17 protein-coding genes and 1 other RNA gene are annotated in these 19,562 nt (G+C 56.1%); 11 read left to right on the top strand and 7 right to left on the bottom strand.

The window, feature by feature from the left end; translation table 11 throughout:
* Positions 1–8: 8 nt before the first annotated feature.
* The 4 genes from agaE to kbaZ are packed head-to-tail and all read right to left on the bottom strand — an operon-like array spanning position 9 to position 3,466.
* Positions 9–887, bottom strand: coding sequence for a PTS N-acetylgalactosamine transporter subunit IID (gene agaE, locus V1587_RS21545; protein WP_371899158.1), 879 nt, complete (start codon positions 885–887; stop codon positions 9–11).
* Positions 877–1,656: a PTS N-acetylgalactosamine transporter subunit IIC gene (gene agaW / locus V1587_RS21540; protein WP_024906387.1), complete on the bottom strand. Its 780-nt coding sequence runs from the start codon at positions 1,654–1,656 to the stop codon at positions 877–879. Before agaW ends, agaE begins: the two co-directional genes overlap by 11 nt.
* A 10-nt stretch (positions 1,657–1,666) precedes the next feature.
* On the bottom strand, positions 1,667–2,140 hold the full coding sequence (gene agaV / locus V1587_RS21535) for a PTS N-acetylgalactosamine transporter subunit IIB (RefSeq protein ID WP_028014524.1): 474 nt from the start codon (positions 2,138–2,140) through the stop codon (positions 1,667–1,669).
* Positions 2,141–2,158: 18 nt separating this feature from the next.
* Entirely contained in the window at positions 2,159–3,466 is a 1,308-nt protein-coding gene (kbaZ, locus tag V1587_RS21530; protein WP_395314480.1) for a tagatose-bisphosphate aldolase subunit KbaZ, read from the bottom strand.
* Between the two features lie 239 nt (positions 3,467–3,705).
* On the opposite strand from kbaZ, the gene V1587_RS21525 reads away from it, so the two are divergent.
* The gene (locus V1587_RS21525; RefSeq protein WP_371899156.1) at positions 3,706–4,509 is read left to right on the top strand and encodes a DeoR family transcriptional regulator; all 804 of its coding nucleotides are present in this window, start codon (positions 3,706–3,708) and stop codon (positions 4,507–4,509) included.
* A 553-nt stretch (positions 4,510–5,062) separates the two neighbouring features.
* Here V1587_RS21525 and garD read toward each other — a convergent pair.
* Positions 5,063–6,634 carry a galactarate dehydratase gene (gene garD, locus V1587_RS21520; RefSeq protein ID WP_371899715.1) on the bottom strand — a complete coding sequence of 524 codons (1,572 nt, stop codon included), beginning with the start codon at positions 6,632–6,634 and terminating at the stop codon, positions 5,063–5,065.
* 374 nt (positions 6,635–7,008) lie between these two features.
* On the opposite strand from garD, the gene garL reads away from it, so the two are divergent.
* The 9 genes from garL (at position 7,009) to V1587_RS21475 (ending at position 17,275) form a co-directional block, all read left to right on the top strand.
* Positions 7,009–7,779 (top strand): 2-dehydro-3-deoxyglucarate aldolase, encoded by a 771-nt coding sequence (gene garL / locus V1587_RS21515; protein WP_371899716.1) that lies wholly within the window; start codon positions 7,009–7,011, stop codon positions 7,777–7,779.
* Between the two features lie 20 nt (positions 7,780–7,799).
* On the top strand, positions 7,800–8,690 hold the full coding sequence (gene garR / locus V1587_RS21510; RefSeq protein ID WP_371899717.1) for a 2-hydroxy-3-oxopropionate reductase: 891 nt from the start codon (positions 7,800–7,802) through the stop codon (positions 8,688–8,690).
* A 59-nt stretch (positions 8,691–8,749) separates the two neighbouring features.
* Positions 8,750–9,127, top strand: an RNA gene (gene rnpB / locus V1587_RS21505) — RNase P RNA component class A.
* A 687-nt stretch (positions 9,128–9,814) separates the two neighbouring features.
* Positions 9,815–10,735 carry a transcriptional regulator TdcA gene (gene tdcA / locus V1587_RS21500; RefSeq protein ID WP_371899718.1) on the top strand — a complete coding sequence of 307 codons (921 nt, stop codon included), beginning with the start codon at positions 9,815–9,817 and terminating at the stop codon, positions 10,733–10,735.
* Between the two features lie 100 nt (positions 10,736–10,835).
* Positions 10,836–11,825 carry a bifunctional threonine ammonia-lyase/L-serine ammonia-lyase TdcB gene (tdcB, locus tag V1587_RS21495; RefSeq protein WP_023326154.1) on the top strand — a complete coding sequence of 330 codons (990 nt, stop codon included), beginning with the start codon at positions 10,836–10,838 and terminating at the stop codon, positions 11,823–11,825.
* Between the two features lie 9 nt (positions 11,826–11,834).
* Positions 11,835–13,166 carry a threonine/serine transporter TdcC gene (tdcC, locus tag V1587_RS21490; RefSeq protein WP_371899719.1) on the top strand — a complete coding sequence of 444 codons (1,332 nt, stop codon included), beginning with the start codon at positions 11,835–11,837 and terminating at the stop codon, positions 13,164–13,166.
* A gap of 30 nt (positions 13,167–13,196) precedes the next feature.
* The gene (gene tdcD / locus V1587_RS21485) at positions 13,197–14,405 is read left to right on the top strand and encodes a propionate kinase (RefSeq protein WP_371899752.1); all 1,209 of its coding nucleotides are present in this window, start codon (positions 13,197–13,199) and stop codon (positions 14,403–14,405) included.
* A gap of 15 nt (positions 14,406–14,420) precedes the next feature.
* Positions 14,421–16,715: a formate C-acetyltransferase gene (gene pflB, locus V1587_RS21480; RefSeq protein WP_371899720.1), complete on the top strand. Its 2,295-nt coding sequence runs from the start codon at positions 14,421–14,423 to the stop codon at positions 16,713–16,715.
* A gap of 149 nt (positions 16,716–16,864) precedes the next feature.
* Positions 16,865–17,275 carry a Spy/CpxP family protein refolding chaperone gene (locus V1587_RS21475; protein WP_045371418.1) on the top strand — a complete coding sequence of 137 codons (411 nt, stop codon included), beginning with the start codon at positions 16,865–16,867 and terminating at the stop codon, positions 17,273–17,275.
* Between the two features lie 83 nt (positions 17,276–17,358).
* On the opposite strand, the gene V1587_RS21470 is transcribed toward V1587_RS21475, so the two are convergent.
* Positions 17,359–18,060, bottom strand: a complete 702-nt coding sequence (locus tag V1587_RS21470; RefSeq protein ID WP_023309295.1) for a pirin family protein — start codon at positions 18,058–18,060, stop codon at positions 17,359–17,361.
* 104 nt (positions 18,061–18,164) lie between these two features.
* Here V1587_RS21470 and V1587_RS21465 point away from each other — a divergent pair, with 104 nt between their 5' ends.
* Entirely contained in the window at positions 18,165–19,067 is a 903-nt protein-coding gene (locus tag V1587_RS21465) for a LysR family transcriptional regulator (RefSeq protein ID WP_371899721.1), read from the top strand.
* Between the two features lie 47 nt (positions 19,068–19,114).
* On the opposite strand, the gene V1587_RS21460 is transcribed toward V1587_RS21465, so the two are convergent.
* On the bottom strand, positions 19,115–19,480 hold the full coding sequence (locus V1587_RS21460; protein WP_032650333.1) for a DUF805 domain-containing protein: 366 nt from the start codon (positions 19,478–19,480) through the stop codon (positions 19,115–19,117).
* Positions 19,481–19,562: the final 82 nt, after the last annotated feature.

The raw sequence follows: 19,562 nt of genomic DNA, 5'->3' as shown, positions 1-19,562 counted from the left end.
CTTTGCTTTTACAGGAAATGACAGAATTTACCGACAACGCCCAGCAGCACGGTGATACCGATCAGTCGCAGGGGGCTCCAGCCGCGGCGCACCAGCCAAAACATGGTCAGGGTGTAGACCAGCGGCAGGAATGCGGGCATCAGCTTGTCGATAACGTCGGCCTGCAGTTTGACAACGGCATCACCCGCTTTGATCTCAAGCGTGGTATTGAGGCGGACGTAGGTCGCCACCAGCGCGCCGATTACCGTCATCCCGACGATAGACGCCGCGTGACCGACTTTTTTGGTGTTGGCTTTGATCAGCGGAATGGCCGCCACGCCCATCCGGTAAGCGTAGTGCGCCAGGCCAAAACGCAGGCCGAGGTGCACTACGTTAAACAGCACGATAAAGACCACGGCCCCAAGAATCGATCCTTGCAGCGCCAGGCTGGCGCCGATACCGCCGCAGATGGGCAGCAGGGTTAGCCAGAACATGGCGTCGCCAATACCGCCGAGCGGCGCGCCGACGGCAATTTTGGTGCTCTGGATGATGTTCACATCCTGCTTGGAGCGCTCCATCGCCAGAATGATGCCGATAACAAAGGTCACCAGGAACGGATGGGTATTAAAGAAGCCCATATGGCCTTTCATCGCCCGCGCCAGGTCCCGCTTGTTGGTGTGGATCTTTTTCAGCGCGGGCAGTAGCCCGTACAGCCAGCCGGAGGCCTGCATACGTTCATAGTTAAACGAGGCCTGCAGCAGCATTGAACGCCAGGCCACGCGGTTAATATCTTTTTTCGTCAGTTCGGCACCGATGCTCTGGTCTTCGTAGACGTTTTCGTTGACGCCGGTCAGCAGCGTCTCTTCGGATTCTGACACGCCCGGTAACGTTGTTTGATTAGATGCCATCTTCGAATTCCTCTTTCTGGGCTGCGGGAGCCGTCGGTTCAGGTGATTTACGCATCAGGTCGATCAGCGCCATGGCCAGCGCGGCGGCCGCAATCGCCAGCACCGGAAGCTTGAGCCAGGCGGCGGCGACAAAACCGATAATGAAGTAAGGGATGTAGACGTTTTTCATCATGATCTTCAGCAGCACGGCGAAGCCGATGGCAGGCATGATGCCGCCCGCGACTCCGAGGCCGTCAATCAGACGCGCTGGCAGAACATCAATGGCGGTTTTTGCATGTTCCGCACCGAAGTAGATCGGCAGGAAGGCGCACAAAAAATAGAAGATGCCGAGCGCCAGCAGCGCAAGATAGTTAACCCGTTCAATACCGTGAGTATCTGCATTGGCCGCCATGCGATCGCAGCGTGACATCACGCCGGACATCACCGAGAAGAGGAACGTAATTCCCATCTGTACCGCGACGGCAAACGGGACGGCGACGCCAACGGCAACTTCTGGCTTCACGCCGGTGCTGATGGCAAATGCGGTACCTACAATGGTGCCAATAATGACGTTCGGCGGCTGGGCACCGGCGAGCGGGGCCAGCCCCATCCACACCAGCTCTAACGTACCGCCGGTCAAAATGCCGGTGTGCAGATCGCCCAGAATCAGGCCGACCAGCGGCCCGAGCACCACCGGGCGGTGCATGTGCGTTAACCCGTTAAACATATCCAGACCGGCGATAAAGGCGAGTATGCCCAACCCCAGCGCCTGCAACAGACTGATTTCCATTGTGAATCCCTCAGAGCAGTTTAAAGAGATCCAAAGCAGTTTCTGTTGGAACGCCCTGAACGAAGCATTCCACCCCGGCCGCCTTCAGGCCGTTGAACGCGGCGATATCGTTCGCGTCGACAGAGACCGTTTTGGCAATTTGTTGTTTGCCACTGGCGTAGTGCATGTTTCCTACGTTGATACGGGTGATGGGCACGCCGCCCTCAACCAGCTTCAGAAAATCAGCGGGTGATTTGCAGACCAGCAGGATTTTCTGGCGGTCAGCGGCGCGGTGAATGTTGTCGATCACTTTTTGCAGCGACCAGAAGCGCACGGCGATCCCTTCCGCGAGCACCATCTCCATCAGGTTCTGTTGAACCGGATCGTCAGCCACCTCATCGTTGGCGACGAGTACCAGGTTTGCCCCCGCAAACCCCACCCACTGCACGCCCACCTGACCGTGGATCAGGCGTTCGTCGATGCGGCATAAGACAATGTTTGGCATAGCGCTTTCCTCTTTTTATTATGCGTTTTGCGTCGTTACGCCTTCGCAGGCGGCGTGGTACTGCTGGAGTATGTCCTGAATGTGGTCGATGATGAGTTCCCGTGGCGTTGACTTGAGAGCGCCCTCGCGAACTTTGCCGTACTGCAGCGGCAGGTACTGGCTGATCAGCGGCAGCGGAATGGGCTCGTCTGCCAGGTTACGCACCAGCCGCTCGAAGGCGTCGTCAATCTGGCTGTCCGGCCAGTAATAGCGAACGCGGTCAGAGTAGCTGTAGCCGCGCGCCAGGCGACGCGCGTTGCCGTCACCGTGGTAATGGCTTTGCCAGTATTCCGGGCGATCGAGCATGACGTTTTCCAGCACGTGACGCAGGCCAGAAACGGCTTTCGCTGGCAGCAGTTCCTCTTCGATGGCGGCCAGCGCGAAGAGCGCTTCGCGCAGGGCGAAGGTCAGGGCGGGGCCAACTTTCAGAATCGCAAAGTGATCGTTGACCAGCTTTCGCAGCGCCTGCGGCGTCTGGTAGTCGGTGGAGTGCGCTTCAAACACCAGCGTGTTGTAGGCTTCAACCATTTTGCTCAGGGCGACGGCTTTCTGCGGCTGATAGTCGCAGACGTGCGCGTGGTCGAACTCCACGCCAGGCTGGACCACAAGGCCAATAATGCGCGGCCAGATGTCGGTTAAGCCTTCCTTTTCGAACGCGTGGCGGTGCGCTTCAAGTGTGGCGCGGGCCGCGTCCGGCGTGGTCACGGCAAGTTCGGTGAGCGTCTCGTGCGCGCCGCCGGGGACCGGCACTTCCGTACCGATAACGTAGACCAGATCGGATTCACCAAGCTGCTCGCGGCAGGCCGCTTCGGCAATCTTCGCCAGGCGTGCGGCGCGTCCGGCGACGATCGCGTCGGTGAGGGGAACCGGGTCGTCCGCGCAGGACATGCTGCAGTCGAGGTGGATCTTCTTAAACCCGGCAGCCACGTAGCTTCTGATCAGATCGTCGGCATTTGCCATCGCCTGTTCAGCAGGGAGATTTTGCCAGCGGTTAGGGCCCAGGTGATCGCCGCCGAGGATCAGCTGTGACGTCGGGAAGCCGAGCGAGTCCGCGAGCTGGCAGACAAACCCGTGAAAATCGGCGGGCGTCATGCCGGTATAGCCGCCAAACTGATCCACCTGATTGGAGGTGGCCTCGATCAGCAGCGGGGATCGATGCGAATGTGCGTAACGAATTGCCGCTTCCAGTACCAGCGGATGCGCGGAGCAGACGGCGTAAATCCCGTTTGAATTCCCCCGTTTATGGTGTTCCACCATTTCTGTCAGATGTTTCACTTTCCTCTCCATTTCGGATGGTAATGATATTTATCTTTCGTTTTGTTTCATTTAATCCTGCATCATGGTGATATAAAAATAAAACGAAAGATAATAGTTTTCCGATCTGTTTCACAAAAGAAACATAATGAAAGGTTTCAGCGCGAAGCCAGCTTGCGTATCGTCACCATGCAGGGCTTGCATTCCCGTAAAGGAAAGGCCTTAATAGGCAAAACGAAATGAAACGAAAGAATATTGATTAAGGAGCTCGTATGAGCAGCACCGATTCATCCGCGGAAAAGCGCATCACCGGCACCAGTGAAAGGCGAGAGCAGATCATTCAGCGGTTGCGGGCGCAGGGAAGTGTGCAGGTTAACGATCTGTCTCATCTGTACGGCGTATCGACGGTGACGATCCGCAATGACCTCGCCTTTCTTGAAAAGCAGGGCATTGCCGTTCGCGCCTACGGCGGCGCACTGATTTGCGAAGGTAATGTGCCGGGCGCTGAGCCTTCCGTGGAAGATAAGAGTTCATTGAATACGGCGGTGAAGCGCAGCATTGCCCAGGCCGCTGCCGCGCTGGTAAAACCCGGGCACCGTATCATTCTGGATTCGGGTACCACGACGTTTGAAATCGCCCGCATGCTGCGCCAGCACACGGACGTCATTGCGATGACCAACGGGATGAACGTGGCGAATGCGCTGCTGGAAGCAGACGGGGTGGAGTTGCTGATGACCGGCGGGCATTTGCGTCGTCAGTCGCAATCCTTCTACGGTGACCAGGCAGAACAGTCGCTACAGAATTACCATTTTGACCTGCTGTTCCTGGGCGTCGATGCCATCGATCTCGATCGTGGCGTGAGTACGCATAACGAAGACGAAGCCCGTCTGAACCGCAAAATGTGCGAGGTGGCAGAGCGCATTATTGTGGTGACGGATTCCAGCAAGTTTAACCGCTCAAGCCTGCATAAAATCATTGATACACAAAGGATTGATATGATTATTGTCGATGAAGGTATTCCGGCGGAGAGTCTGGACGGGCTGCGGAAAAGTGGGATTGAGGTGGTGTTGGTTTAAGGTTTTTACCCTCTCCCCTGGGGGGCTGAGGGTTCCCCACAAAATAATGCCTACACGGACGCCCCCTCTCCCTTGAGGGAGAGGGCTGGGGTGAGGGGGAACATACGGCTGTGGAGGTCATTCCGTTTACTTTATGTTCCTTGCTACTCTGTAACGACATGACCGGTGAACGTGCCAGGGTGGCTCAATCGCCACCACCCTGGCGACCCGGGCTCCCGGCGGTAAATCGCCGCTTCGCGGATTGCTCGCCCCATCCCTGGGGCTCACCCTTTCAGGGCCAGCGCATGCGCTGTCCAAAATTGCTCCCGGCAATTTTGTCCGCAGCTTATTCCTTCAGGCTATCGGGTCGGGCATGAGCCTGCATCCCTGCAGGCCACGCCCTCTCGGCGCATCCCTGCGCCTCGCCCCGCCTTACGGAAACGCTTCGGCGATTTACAGCCGGACCAGGGCGTCGCTGTAAGCCATTAATTTTGAAGAAGAGACGTTCATCGCTTCAGGTAAAAAATTACTGGGGATCCCTCAGCCTATGGGGAGAGGGTAGTGCGAGGGGAAGTCACGTCACCGGTGCCGGGTTAAACACCGCCAGCTGGTTGTGTAATCCCCATTGATCCGAAAAGGTTTTCTTCCGCCCGCTGGCGACATCCAGAATGAAGTGGAACAGCTTCCAGCCCACGTCCTCAATGCTCTCTTCTCCGGTGGCGATGGTGCCCGCGTTGATATCCATTAAGTCATACCAGCGGTTCGCGAGCGCGGTGCGTGTCGCCATTTTAATCACCGGTACCGCCATCAGGCCGTACGGCGTGCCGCGCCCGGTGGTGAAGACCTGCACCGTAATGCCGGATGCGACCTGCTGCGTACCGCACACAAAATCGCTGGCCGGCGTTGCCGCGTAAATCAGGCCACGTTTCGTCGGGCGCTGGCCCGGAGAGAGCACTTCCACAATCGCGCTCTGGCCGGATTTGGCAATGGAGCCGAGGGCTTTTTCCACCACGTTTGCCAGGCCGCCTTTCTTGTTCCCGGGGGAGGGATTGGCGCTGCGGTCGGTTTTGCCCATATCGAGATAGTTATCGTACCAGGCCATCTCCTCAAGCAGGCGCTTGCCGACCTCTTCATTAACGGCGCGCGGCGTCAGAAGATGGATGGCGTCACGCACTTCGGTCACCTCGGAGAACATCACCGTGGCGCCGCAGCGAACAAGGAGATCGGATGCAAAGCCCACCGCCGGGTTAGCCGTCACGCCGGAGAAGGCATCGCTGCCGCCGCACTGGGTGCCCACAACCAGCTCAGAGGCCGGGCACGTTTCACGCTGGCGGCGGTTAAGTTTGTACAGATGACGCTCTGCCACCTGCAGAATATCGTCAACCATTGAGCGGAAACCGACGTGGCGTTCGTCCTGCAGTCGCACGATGCTGGCCTCGTCTGCCGGGATGGCTTTGACATCCTCGGTTCCCTGAAGCAACCGTTCTGGCTGCAATTTTTCACAACCGAGGCCAATAACCATCACCTCGCCGCCAAAGTTCGGGTTCAGGGCGATATTGTGGATGGTCCGGATAGGCACCACGGCAGCGGGCGCGTTAATCGCCACGCCGCAGCCGTAGAGGTGGTTCAGTCCCACCACGCCGTCGACGTTCGGGTATTTTGGCAACAGATCGCGTTCGATGATTTTCACCACGTAATCCACTACGCCTGCCACGCAGTGCACGCTGGTGGTAATGCCGAGCAGATTTTTGGTGCCGACGCTGCCGTCCGCATTGCGATAGCCTTCAAAGGCATAGCCTTCCAGCGGGGGAAGCGGCTCCGGCACGCGGGTTGCCAGCGGAAGCGTGTTCAGCGGCGGCGCTTCTGGCAGTGCCACCAGCGACTCCTCAACCCAGCTTCCCTGCGGAATAGGGCGGACGGCATAGCCGATGACTTCACCGTAACGCACGATTTCGCTTTCTGCAGGGATATCTACCAGGGCGACTTTATGTCCCTGCGGAACATGCTCAATCAGCTCCAGCCCGTCCGGGAAGCGGGTTCCTGCTCTTAAGCCATTGTCGTTGACGATAATCGCCACGTTATCGGCGTCGTGCACTTTTATATAAAACGCCGTCGGCGGTGCCTGTCGAATTTCAATGTCGGCCATTGTTCAGTATTCTCCAGCAAATAGTCTGATAATAAATTCAGCCATTTTTCTAATGGTAGAAATAAATACGCGGCTTTCAGAAATAAAGCATGTCAGCAGAATGAATAGCAAAATGTGATCCCGATCGCTTCAGAACCCGTAATCCTTGATTCTGTGCATTAGCGCCCAGTGCTTTGTGCATATGCATATAATTTTATCAAAATATAGCGCAATACCTGAGCATTAAAACAATGTGCGGTCGCGAATTGCGTCTTATACTGAATGACGTTTTTATCACGCCATAATACGTCAGAATAATAAATATCATACTGGCGCGGTGTCTGAATAAATAAAATGATGCTGAAAAAAGCTGCGGAATAAAAAAGGTAAATACGATGAATAACGCGATCTTCCCGAATAAATTTAAAGCGGCTCTCGCGGCGCACCAGATTCAGATTGGCTGCTGGTCCGCGCTGGCAAATCCCATCAGCACCGAAGTGCTGGGCCTGGCCGGTTTCGACTGGCTGGTGCTGGACGGCGAGCATGCGCCGAACGATATCAGCACCTTTATTCCGCAGCTGATGGCGCTGAAAGGTAGCCCCAGCGCTCCGGTGGTGCGTGTTCCCACCAACGAACCGGTGATTATCAAGCGTCTGCTGGATATCGGCTTCTACAATTTCCTGATCCCGTTTGTGGAGACGGAAGAACAAGCGGCGCTGGCCGTAGCCTCAACGCGCTATCCGCCAGAAGGGATCCGCGGCGTTTCCGTTTCGCACCGCGCCAATATGTTTGGCACCGTGCCGGACTACTTCGCGCAGTCCAACAGCAACATCACCATTCTGGTTCAGATCGAGAGCCAGCAGGGCGTGGATAACGTCGACGCGATTGCCGCCACAAACGGCGTGGACGGTATCTTCGTCGGCCCGAGCGATCTGGCTGCCGCCTTTGGCCATCTGGGTAACGCCAGCCACCCTGACGTGCAGCGCGCGATCCAGCACATCTTTTCCCGTGCTAAAGCACACGGCAAGCCGTGCGGCATTCTGGCGCCGGTTGAGGCTGACGCCCGTCGCTATCTGGAGTGGGGAGCCACGTTTGTTGCCGTCGGCAGCGACCTCGGCGTTTTCCGCTCGGCCACGCAGAAATTAGCCGACGCTTTTAAAAAATAACCATCATTGAGGAAACAGATATGACGCTGAAAGTGGGTTTTATTGGCCTGGGGATCATGGGTAAACCAATGAGTAAGAACCTCATCAAAGCGGGTTACTCACTGGTGGTATCCGATCACAATCCGCAGGCCGTGGCAGAGGTGATAGCGGCGGGAGCAGAAACGGCCACCACCGCTAAGGCCATTGCCGAGCAGTGCGATGTCATTATCACCATGCTGCCCAACTCCCCGCATGTTAAAGACGTTGCGCTGGGGGAAAACGGTATTATCGACGGCGCGAAGCCGGGCCTGGTGCTGATTGATATGAGTTCTATTGCGCCGCTCGCAAGCCGTGAAATCAGCGAGGCGCTAAAAGCGAAGGGCGTCGATATGCTGGATGCGCCGGTCAGCGGCGGTGAGCCGAAAGCGATTGATGGCACGCTGTCGGTGATGGTCGGCGGCGATAAAGCCGTTTTCGATAGATACTACGACCTGATGAAAGCGATGGCGGGCTCAGTGGTGCACACCGGTGAGATCGGGGCGGGTAACGTGACCAAGCTGGCAAACCAGGTGATTGTGGCGCTAAACATTGCCGCCATGTCCGAAGCGCTGACGCTGGCAACCAAAGCGGGCGTCAATCCGGACCTGGTCTACCAGGCCATTCGCGGTGGTCTGGCGGGCAGCACCGTACTGGATGCCAAAGCGCCGATGGTGATGGATCGTAATTTCAAGCCGGGATTCCGCATCGACCTGCATATTAAAGATCTGGCGAACGCGCTGGATACGTCTCACGGCGTGGGCGCACAGCTGCCGTTGACCGCAGCGGTCATGGAGATGATGCAGGCGCTGCGCGCCGATGGCCTGGGCACGGCCGATCACAGCGCGATTGCGTGCTACTACGAAAAACTGGCGAAGGTGGAAGTGGCGCGTTAATCACGCCTTGCCCACACCTGAGGGTGACAGCGGCGCGCAAACCCTCTATACTGCGCGCCGAAGCTGACCAGACAGTCGCCGCTTCGTCGTCGTCCCTTTCGGGGGAGACGGGCGGAGGGGAGGAAAGTCCGGGCTCCATAGGGCAGGGTGCCAGGTAACGCCTGGGGGGGAAACCCACGACCAGTGCAACAGAGAGCAAACCGCCGATGGCTCGCGCAAGCGGGATCAGGTAAGGGTGAAAGGGTGCGGTAAGAGCGCACCGCGCGGCTGGTAACAGTCCGTGGCACGGTAAACTCCACCCGGAGCAAGGCCAAATAGGGGTTCACATGGTACGGCCCGTACTGAACCCGGGTAGGCTGCTTGAGCCAGTGAGCGATTGCTGGCCTAGATGAATGACTGTCCAACGACAGAACCCGGCTTATCGGTCAGCTTCAACTTCTTAAAAAACCCCGCTTCGGCGGGGTTTTTGCTTTCAGGGTGTTGCAGGCCGGATAAGCGCAGCACCACCGGCAACCAGACAAACGACATCAATTCTCATATTTGCGACATTAAGCACATTTCACTGTTTTTATCCCTTCAGTATCGCTACTGCATCTGTGGACGATCGCCATCACAAAATTTCACGCTAAAAAATGTACGGTTTTCAGTATTGATAATTTGTTATGATTGTTACCTTAATGATCCTGAAACATTTCTCGTTTGATATACATATATTGAAATCAAATACATTTATCCTGTGAATATGTGACGCATTCCACTCTTTTCCTTAAGTCTGAAAACTCACGCCGTAAAAAATTGATAATTTGAAAGAATGTTTCAAACAAATAGCGGCTATTTATTAGGCTTTAATTGCCTGAAATATCGTCTTTAATGATTTTTTCCGGACGGTGAAATTTATCCGGGTTATCGCCATAAAATTAATTTATTACCGCTATTTTTGTTGATCAATATCAGCGTAGTAGCGTATTTTTACTTTTGTATTTATTTGATAAATAACGTTTTTATTGATTTTTTGGTGTGTGCGTTAAGGGGCCTGAAAAGCAAATTGTGAGTAACAGCACATACCCCTTTAAACATTATTGAGTAGAATTCACCCCGTCATAGGGAAATAAGCGCAGAATATTATGAACACTATTATTCTACCGAAAACACAGCACCTCGTGGTATTTCAGGAAGTCATTAAAAGTGGCTCCATAGGTTCTGCAGCAAGACAGCTGGGCCTGACGCAACCCGCCGTCAGCAAAATCATCAGCGATATCGAATCCTACTTCGGCGTGGAAGTGATGGTGCGTAAAAACACCGGCGTAAAACTGACCGCCGCGGGCCAGGTTCTGCTCTCGTACTCAGAGTCGATCACCCGCGAAATGAAAAATATGGTGAGTGAGATTAACAGTCTGAGCTTCAGCACCGTTATGGACGTCTCCTTTGGCTACCCGTCGCTGATCGGCTTTACCTTCCTGTCCGGGATGATCAAAAAATTTAAGGAAGTGTTCCCGAAAGCGCGCGTCTCGATGTATGAAGCCCAGCTCTCATCTTTCCTCCCGGCCATTCGCGACGGCCGTCTGGATTTCGCCATCGGCACGCTGAGTGATGAAATGCTGCTGCAGGATCTGCACGTCGAGCCGCTGTTTGAGTCCGAGTTTGTGCTGGTCGCCAGCAAGTCACGAACGTGCACCGGCCCGACGACACTGGCATCGCTCACGCACGAACAGTGGGTGATGCCGCAAACCGATATGGGCTACTACAAAGAACTTCTGACCACCCTGCAAGACAACCACATCAGCATCGAAAACATCGTCCAGACCGATTCCGTCGTCACCATTTATAATCTTGTCCTGAATGCCGATTATCTGACGGTGATTCCCCGCGACATGATTGCCCCTTTCGGTTCTGACCAGTTTATTGTGCTGCCAGTGGAAGATGAATTACCCGTGGCGCGTTATGCCGCCGTGTGGTCAAAAAATTACAGGATTAAAAAATCGGCGTCAGTATTAGTTGAGCTGGCAAAACAATATTCGTCGATGAATATCGAAAGACGACGATGAATAATTAGTATCTATTTTAAAACACCCAGAGCGTTAACGTATTAACGCGCTGATACCCTGACTTTGCCTGAAAAGAATGAATTATTATAACGAGGATATTATGCATATTACCTACGATCTCCCGGTAACGATTGAAGATATTCAGGACGCCAGAAAACGACTGGCAGGAAAAATATATAAAACCGGCATGCCACGCTCGAATTATCTCAGCGAACGCTGTAAGGGTGAAATATTCCTGAAGTTTGAGAACATGCAGCGCACCGGTTCGTTTAAGATCCGCGGCGCGTTTAACAAGTTAAGCTCGCTGACCGACGCTGAAAAACGCAAGGGCGTGGTCGCCTGCTCCGCGGGAAACCACGCGCAGGGGGTTTCCCTTTCCTGCGCCATGCTCGGCATCGATGGCAAAGTGGTGATGCCAATGGGCGCACCAAAATCCAAGGTGGCCGCGACGCGCGACTACTCGGCGGAAGTGGTGCTGCACGGTGAGAACTTTAATGACACCATCGCCAAAGTCAGCGAAATCGTCGAGATGGAAGGGCGCATTTTTATCCCGCCTTACGATGACGCCAAAGTGATTGCCGGGCAGGGCACCATCGGCCTGGAAATTCTCGAGGATTTATACGACGTGGATAACGTCATTGTGCCTATCGGCGGTGGCGGTTTAATTGCCGGGATTGCGACGGCGATTAAATCCATCAATCCGACCATTAATATTATCGGCGTTCAGTCTGAAAACGTGCACGGAATGGCAGCCTCCTGGCAGGCAGGAGAAATAACCAACCATCGCGTCACCGGCACGTTAGCCGACGGCTGCGACGTCTCTCGTCCCGGGAAATTAACCTTCGAAATCGTTCGTGAACTGGTCGATGACATTGTGCTGGTGAGCGAAGACGATATTCGCAACAGCATGATTGCCCTTATTCAGCGAAATAAAGTGGTGACGGAAGGCGCCGGCGCACTGGCCTGCGCGGCGTTATTAAGCGGCAAACTGGACCACTATATTCAGGGCCGCAAAACCGTCTGCATTATTTCCGGCGGCAATATCGATCTCTCCCGTGTTTCCCAAATTACCGGCTTCGTTGACGCATAAAGGTGACCTATGAGCAACACAGAAAGCATTATCGTTGGCCAGACAAAAACGTCGTCCTGGCGTAAGTCTGATACCACCTGGACGCTTGGCCTGTTTGGTACCGCCATTGGCGCAGGCGTGCTGTTCTTCCCCATTCGCGCAGGCTTTGGCGGATTAATCCCTATCCTGCTGATGCTGGTTCTCGCGTTCCCGATTGCGTTTTACTGCCACCGCGCGCTGGCGCGCCTCTGCCTGTCCGGCAGCAACGTCTCCGGCAACATTACCGAAACGGTGGAAGAGCATTTCGGTAAAACCGGCGGGGTGGTGATCACGTTCCTCTACTTCTTCGCCATTTGCCCGCTGCTGTGGATTTACGGCGTCACCATTACTAACACCTTCATGACCTTCTGGGAAAACCAGCTCCAGCTGCCTGCGCTGAACCGCGGCGTGGTGGCGCTGTTCCTGCTGCTGCTGATGGCTTTTGTTATCTGGTTCGGTAAGGACCTGATGGTGAAGGTGATGAGCTTCCTGGTGTTCCCGTTTATCGCCAGTCTGGTGCTGATTTCGCTGTCGCTGATCCCTTACTGGAACTCGGCGGTGATCGACCAGGTCAACCTGAGCGATATCGCCTTCACCGGCCATGACGGCATTCTGGTCACGGTGTGGCTGGGTATCTCCATCATGGTCTTCTCATTCAACTTCTCGCCTATCGTCTCCTCGTTCGTGGTCTCCAAGCGTGAAGAGTACGAGCCGACGTTCGGGAAAGAGTTCACCGAGCAGAAATGTTCCAAAATCATCGGTCGCGCCAGCATGCTGATGGTCGCCGTAGTGATGTTCTTCGCCTTTAGCTGCCTGTTTACGCTCTCTCCGCAGAATATGGCGGACGCCAAGGCGCAGAACATTCCGGTGCTCTCTTACCTGGCGAACCACTTTGCCTCCATGTCCGGAACCAAATCGACGTTCGCGACGGTACTGGAATACGGCGCTTCCATTATTGCCCTGGTCGCTATCTTCAAATCCTTCTTTGGCCACTACCTGGGCACGCTGGAAGGGCTGAATGGCCTGATCCTCAAGTTCGGCTACAAAGGCGATAAGAAGAAAGTCTCTGTCGGCAAACTGAACACCATCAGCATGGTGTTCATCATGGGCTCCACCTGGGTTGTGGCCTACGCCAACCCGAACATTCTCGACCTTATCGAAGCCATGGGCGCGCCAATCATCGCCTCTCTGCTGTGCCTGCTGCCGATGTACGCCATCCGCAAAGCGCCAGCGATGGCGAAATATAAGGGCAAACCCGAGAACATCTTCGTCACGGTTGTGGGCCTGCTGACCATTCTGAATATCGTTTACAAACTGTTCTAACCCATTGCTCAGGAAGAGCGGAGTCACATGATGATTGAGTTTCCGGTTGTACTGGTAATTAACTGCGGTTCGTCCTCTGTTAAGTTTTCGGTGCTCGACGCCAGCAGCTGCGACGCCCTGATGACGGGCATTGCGGATGGGATCAACACCGAGAAGGCCTTTATTTCCGTGAACGGGGGTGAGCCAGCCAGACTGGCTCACCAGGACTACGAAGGGGCGCTGGCTGCCATCGCCCTGGAGCTGGAGAAGCGTAACCTGATGAGCAGCGTGGCTTTAATTGGCCACCGCATTGCGCACGGCGGCGACCTCTTCAGCGAGTCGACCCTGATCACGGAAGCGGTGATTGAGCAGATCCGCCAGGTCTCCCCGCTGGCACCGTTGCATAACTACGCCAACCTGAGCGGCGTGGAAGCGGCCGAGCGCCTGTTCCCGGGCGTGCAGCAGGTGGCGGTATTTGATACCAGCTTCCACCAGACGCTGCCGCCGCAGGCCTATCTGTACGGCCTGCCGTACCGCTATTTTGAAGCGCTGGGCGTGCGCCGCTACGGCTTCCACGGCACCTCTCACCGTTACGTGGCCGCGCAGACGCATACGCTTCTTGGGCTGTCCCCCGATGACAGCGGCCTGGTGATTGCCCATCTCGGCAACGGGGCGTCCATCTGCGCGGTGCGCAACGGCGAAAGCGTTGATACCTCGATGGGGATGACCCCCCTGGAAGGACTGATGATGGGTACGCGCTGCGGCGACGTGGATTTTGGCGCGATGGCGTGGATTGCCCAGCAGACCGGGCAGTCGTTTGAGGATCTGGAGCGTGTGGTCAACAAAGAGTCCGGGTTGCTGGGGATCTCCGGCATCTCTTCAGACCTGAGGGCGCTGGAGAAAGCCTGGCATGAAGGCAACGAGCGGGCTGTGCTTGCGATCCAGACCTTCGTTCACCGCATTGCGCGACACATTGCCGGGCACGCGGCGTCGCTGCACCGCCTGGATGGGGTGGTCTTTACCGGCGGCATTGGCGAAAACTCGAAGCTTGTCCGTGCGCTGGTGGCGGAGCATCTGAAGGTGTTCGGCATCCGCCTCGACGACGCCAAAAATGCTCTGCCGGGCAGCGCGGGTGAGCGCGTCATTAGCGCTGATTCGTCCCGCGTGGCCTGCGCGGTGATCCCTACCAACGAAGAAAAAATGATCGCGCTGGACGCCCTCCGTCTTGGGAAGGTTACCCCGGCTGCGGCTTACGCCTGATAAAGCGAGAAACACATGAAAGTAACAATCGATACGGGCGTCGCGCCTTACAGCGACGCGTGGGCCGGGTTTCGCGGTGAAGAATGGAAAAACGCCGTCAACGTCCGCGATTTTATTCAGCATAACTACACCCCTTATGAAGGCGATGAAGCTTTCCTCGCGCAGGCGACGCCAGCAACGACGGCGCTGTGGCAGAAGGTAATGGTCGGCATTCGCCAGGAGAACGCCACCCACGCCCCGGTAGATTTCGACACCAACATCGCCACCACCATTACGGCTCATGGACCGGGCTATATCGACCAGGATCTGGAGACGATCGTCGGTCTGCAAACCGATAAACCGCTCAAGCGCGCGCTGCATCCGTACGGTGGGATCAACATGATCCGCAGCTCGTTCGAAGCCTACGGTCGGGAGATGGATCCGCAGTTCGAATACCTGTTTACCGATCTGCGTAAAACCCACAACCAGGGCGTGTTTGACGTCTATTCGCCGGAGATGATGCGCTGCCGTAAATCCGGCGTGCTGACCGGCTTGCCGGACGGCTACGGGCGCGGACGTATCATCGGTGACTATCGCCGCGTGGCGCTGTACGGGATCGCTTATCTGGTGCGCGAGCGTGAACTTGAGTTCGCCGATCTGCAGGGCAGGCTGGAGCGCGGTGAGGATCTGGAGGCGACGATCCGCCTGCGTGAAGAGCTGGCGGAGCATAAGCGCGCGCTGCTGCAGATCCAGCAGATGGCGGCGAACTATGGCTTCGATATCTCACGCCCGGCGATGAACGCCCAGGAAGCGGTGCAGTGGCTCTATTTTGCCTACCTTGCAGCGGTGAAATCCCAGAACGGCGGGGCGATGTCGCTGGGGCGCACGGCCTCGTTCCTCGATATCTACATCGAACGGGATATGCAGGCGGGACGCCTGAAAGAGGTACAGGCGCAGGAGCTAATCGACCACTTCATCATGAAGATCCGCATGGTGCGTTTCCTGCGCACGCCGGAGTTTGACACGCTCTTCTCCGGCGATCCGATCTGGGCCACGGAAGTGATCGGCGGCATGGGGCTGGACGGCCGCACGCTGGTGACCAAAAACAGCTTCCGCTATCTGCACACGCTGCACACCATGGGGCCCGCGCCGGAGCCGAACCTGACGATCCTCTGGTCAGAACAGCTGCCGATCGCGTTCAAGAAATACGCCGCGCAGGTGTCGATTGTCACCTCGTCGCTGCAGTATGAAAACGACGATCTGATGCGTGCGGACTTCAACAGCGATGACTACGCAATTGCCTGCTGCGTCAGCCCGATGGTGATCGGCAAGCAGATGCAGTTCTTTGGCGCGCGAGCCAACCTCGCCAAAACGCTGCTGTACGCGATCAACGGCGGGGTGGACGAGAAGCTGAAGATCCAGGTCGGCCCGAAAACCGAGCCGCTGCTGGACGACGTGCTGGATTACGACACGGTGATGGCGAGCCTCGATCACTTTATGGACTGGCTGGCGGTGCAGTACATCAGCGCCCTGAATCTCATTCACTACATGCATGACAAGTATAGCTACGAAGCCTCGCTGATGGCGCTGCACGACCGGGACGTCTATCGTACCATGGCCTGCGGCATTGCCGGGCTGTCGGTAGCCGCGGATTCCCTGTCGGCCATTAAATATGCCACGGTGAAGCCGGTGCGCGACCATACCGGACTGGCGGTCGATTTCGTGATAGAAGGGGACTATCCGCAGTACGGTAACAATGACGATCGCGTGGACAGCATCGCCTGCGACCTGGTGGAGCGCTTTATGAAGAAAATTCAGGCGCTGCCAACCTACCGCAACGCGGTACCGACCCAGTCGATCCTGACCATCACCTCCAACGTGGTTTATGGTCAGAAGACCGGGAACACGCCGGACGGACGACGCGGCGGCACGCCGTTTGCCCCAGGCGCGAACCCAATGCACGGGCGCGACAGAAAAGGGGCGGTGGCCTCGTTAACGTCGGTCGCCAAGCTGCCGTTCACCTATGCCAAAGATGGGATCTCCTACACCTTCTCCATCGTGCCGCAGGCGCTGGGCAAGGACGAGCTGGTGCGCAAAACCAACCTGGTAGGGCTGCTGGACGGGTACTTCCATCACGAAGCATCTATTGAGGGCGGGCAGCACCTGAACGTTAACGTGATGAACCGGGAGATGCTCCTCGATGCCATTGCGCATCCCGAGAACTACCCGAACCTGACCATCCGCGTCTCCGGCTATGCGGTGCGCTTTAATGCCCTGACGCGCGAGCAGCAGCAGGATGTGATTTCGCGAACGTTTACCCAATCTATATAAAAGTGAGTTCTCATGCCCCCTCAACGCAGGGGGCATTTTTTTGCCCGCTGGACATACACAATTGTTTATATAATTACTCACACATATTCATCCGCTCTTGAAAAACAATACGCCTGCTTTTCCCTATCACAGCATGTAAGGACAGTAAGATGATGAAAATGACCCGTATTGCGTTGGCCGCCGCCGCGCTGGCCGTGTGCAGTTTTACGGCGCAGGCCGCGAACGTGGAGGCTGCTCCGTCTCCATCTCAGGACCCGCTGGTTCAGCACCTGAAGCTCAGCAATGAGCAGGTTAAGAAGATTGAAGATCTGCATAAGCAGCTGGAACAAAATGTCAGCAAGATCCCGATGACGGGCGTGAAGGACGGCGCGCTGATCGACATGTTCCAGGCGGGCAAATGGGACGAAAGCACGGTGAAAAGCCAGCTTAGTGCATTCAGCAAAATTGAAGAGCAGACCCGCTATTACCGCGTGAAATATTACTTCGACGTCAGCCAGGTGTTGACGCCGGAACAGCGCAAACAGATTAGAACGGATATGGCTAACGCGCTGGCAGAGTGATTTCGTCGTCGCGTACGGCGCCGGATGATTTTGCCGTGGCTCGATCGGTTCCCTCTCCCATTGGGAGAGGGTTAGGACATTCTCTAAACCGGCAAATCAATCAGCAGCGCGCGCAGCGGCGTATCCGCCACCAGGGTGATATTCGCTTCATCACGAATAAACGCCCCGTCGCCGCAGGTGAGCGCTTCTTTCTCTTCCGTATGCGTCACCGCATGCACCGTACCGTGAATAGACTGCAAATAGGCGCGCGGACCATGAAGCTGGAAGCTCGCCTGTTCACCTTTCTTGAGCTCGATATGGTGCAGCCACACCTGCTGACGCAGCTGCAGGCTACCTTTACTGCCGTCCGGCGATGCAATCAGCTGTTGCTTATCGCCCGTTAAATCTAACTTCTGTACCAGCGGATTTTCTCGCTCAGGGCAGGCGTCGAGCCACAGCTGCATGCGGGTCAGCGTTTTATCTTTGCTGAGGTTATGCTCGCTGTAGCTAATGCCCGGCTGCGTGGAAATTAACAACGCTTCGCCAGCCTTTGCCTGGACATGATTGCCCTCGCTATCGCGGTATTCTGCCTCGCCTTCCAGGATCAGGTTCAGGATATCGACTTTCGGGTACGTACGCGGCTGGAAGGAGGCGCCCGGGGCGAGCACTTCCTGGTTCAACACGCGCAGTGAAGCGTAACCGAGGAGTTTAGGGTCAAAGTAGTGTCCAAAGGAAAAGGTGTAGCGGGCCTGCAGCCAACCGAAATCGGCTTGTCCGCACTGTTTAGCTGTTCTTGTCGTAATCATAAACTTGACCTCTCTTTACACTAAAACAATGGTAAAGGTATGGACGCTTCATTGTTAGCCAGATATTCTGCCTGGTATGTTCAAATTTCCTGAATGAGAACGAGATGGCTAAAGAGAGAGCATTGACGCTTGAGGCGCTTCGCGTCATGGACGCGATTGACCGGCGCGGCAGTTTTGCGGCAGCGGCCGATGAACTGGGGCGCGTTCCGTCTGCGCTGAGCTACACCATGCAGAAGCTGGAAGAAGAGCTGGATGTGGTGCTTTTTGACCGCTCCGGTCATCGAACAAAATTCACCAACGTGGGCCGAATGCTGCTGGAGCGCGGCCGCGTGCTGCTGGAAGCGGCGGACAAGCTCACCACGGACGCCGAAGCGCTGGCGCGCGGCTGGGAAACCCATCTGACGCTAGTTACCGAAGCGCTGGTGCCGACTGAAGCGCTGTTCCCGCTGGTGGACCGCCTGGCGGCGAAGGCCAATACGCAGCTGTCAATTATCACCGAGGTGCTGGCAGGGGCGTGGGAGCGTCTGGAGACGGGCAGGGCGGATATCGTGATTGCGCCGGATATGCACTTCCGTTCTTCATCGGAAATCAACTCGCGCAAGCTCTACAGCGTGATGAACGTCTACGTTGCCGCCCCCAACCACCCGATTCACCAGGAGCCGGAGCCGCTATCTGAAGTCACACGCGTGAAGTATCGCGGCGTGGCGGTTGCGGATACCGCGCGCGAGCGTCCGGTGCTGACGGTGCAGTTACTGGATAAGCAGCCTCGTCTGACGGTCACGTCGCTGGAAGACAAGCGGCAGGCGCTGCTGGCGGGGCTGGGCGTGGCGACCATGCCGTACCCGTTTGTCGAAAAAGACATTGCAGAAGGGCGGCTGCGCGTTGTCAGCCCGGAATATAGCCACGAGGTGGATATCATTATGGCGTGGCGCCGCGACAGCATGGGCGAAGCCAAATCGTGGTGTTTACGCGAAATTCCGAAGCTTTTCACGCACTATAATAAATAAAATTGTGGTTTGTAGGCCCGGTAAGCGAAGCGCCACCGGGCTTTTTTTTATGCGCCGACCTTAGGATCCGGACCAAAGCGGTTTTCGCCCGGCGTCCCGCTCTGACAGTTGAAGATCAAAATCACGATCCAGCCCACGATCGGAATCAGCAGCAGCAATAACCACCACGCCGAACGATCGGTATCGTGCAGCCGACGGAACAGTACCGCCCATGATGGCAGCAGGACTAACAGGCCATAGATGGTGGTCAGCACGCCTTCACCGCCAGCCCGCTCCCAGCCGAGAATTTTATCCACGATGCCCAGCACCATAATCAGGACGAAGTTCACCAGAACGAACATCCAGTACTCTTTGCGGCGGGCGCGGCCACCAAATCCAATGTAGTTGCGCAGTACTTTTAAATACCAGTCCATTTTCCTTGCCTCATTAGTCAGTCAATCACTTGTTTTCTAAGCGATCGAGGTAAGGATAGATGGAGATTGTGAATTAAAAAAG

The organism is Enterobacter sp. ECC-249 (genome assembly GCF_043965265.1).
Taxonomy (GTDB): Bacteria; Pseudomonadota; Gammaproteobacteria; order Enterobacterales; family Enterobacteriaceae; genus Enterobacter; species Enterobacter quasiroggenkampii.
The sequence above is the reverse complement of the archived record's forward strand: the minus strand, read 5'-3'. Positions and strand labels throughout refer to the sequence as shown.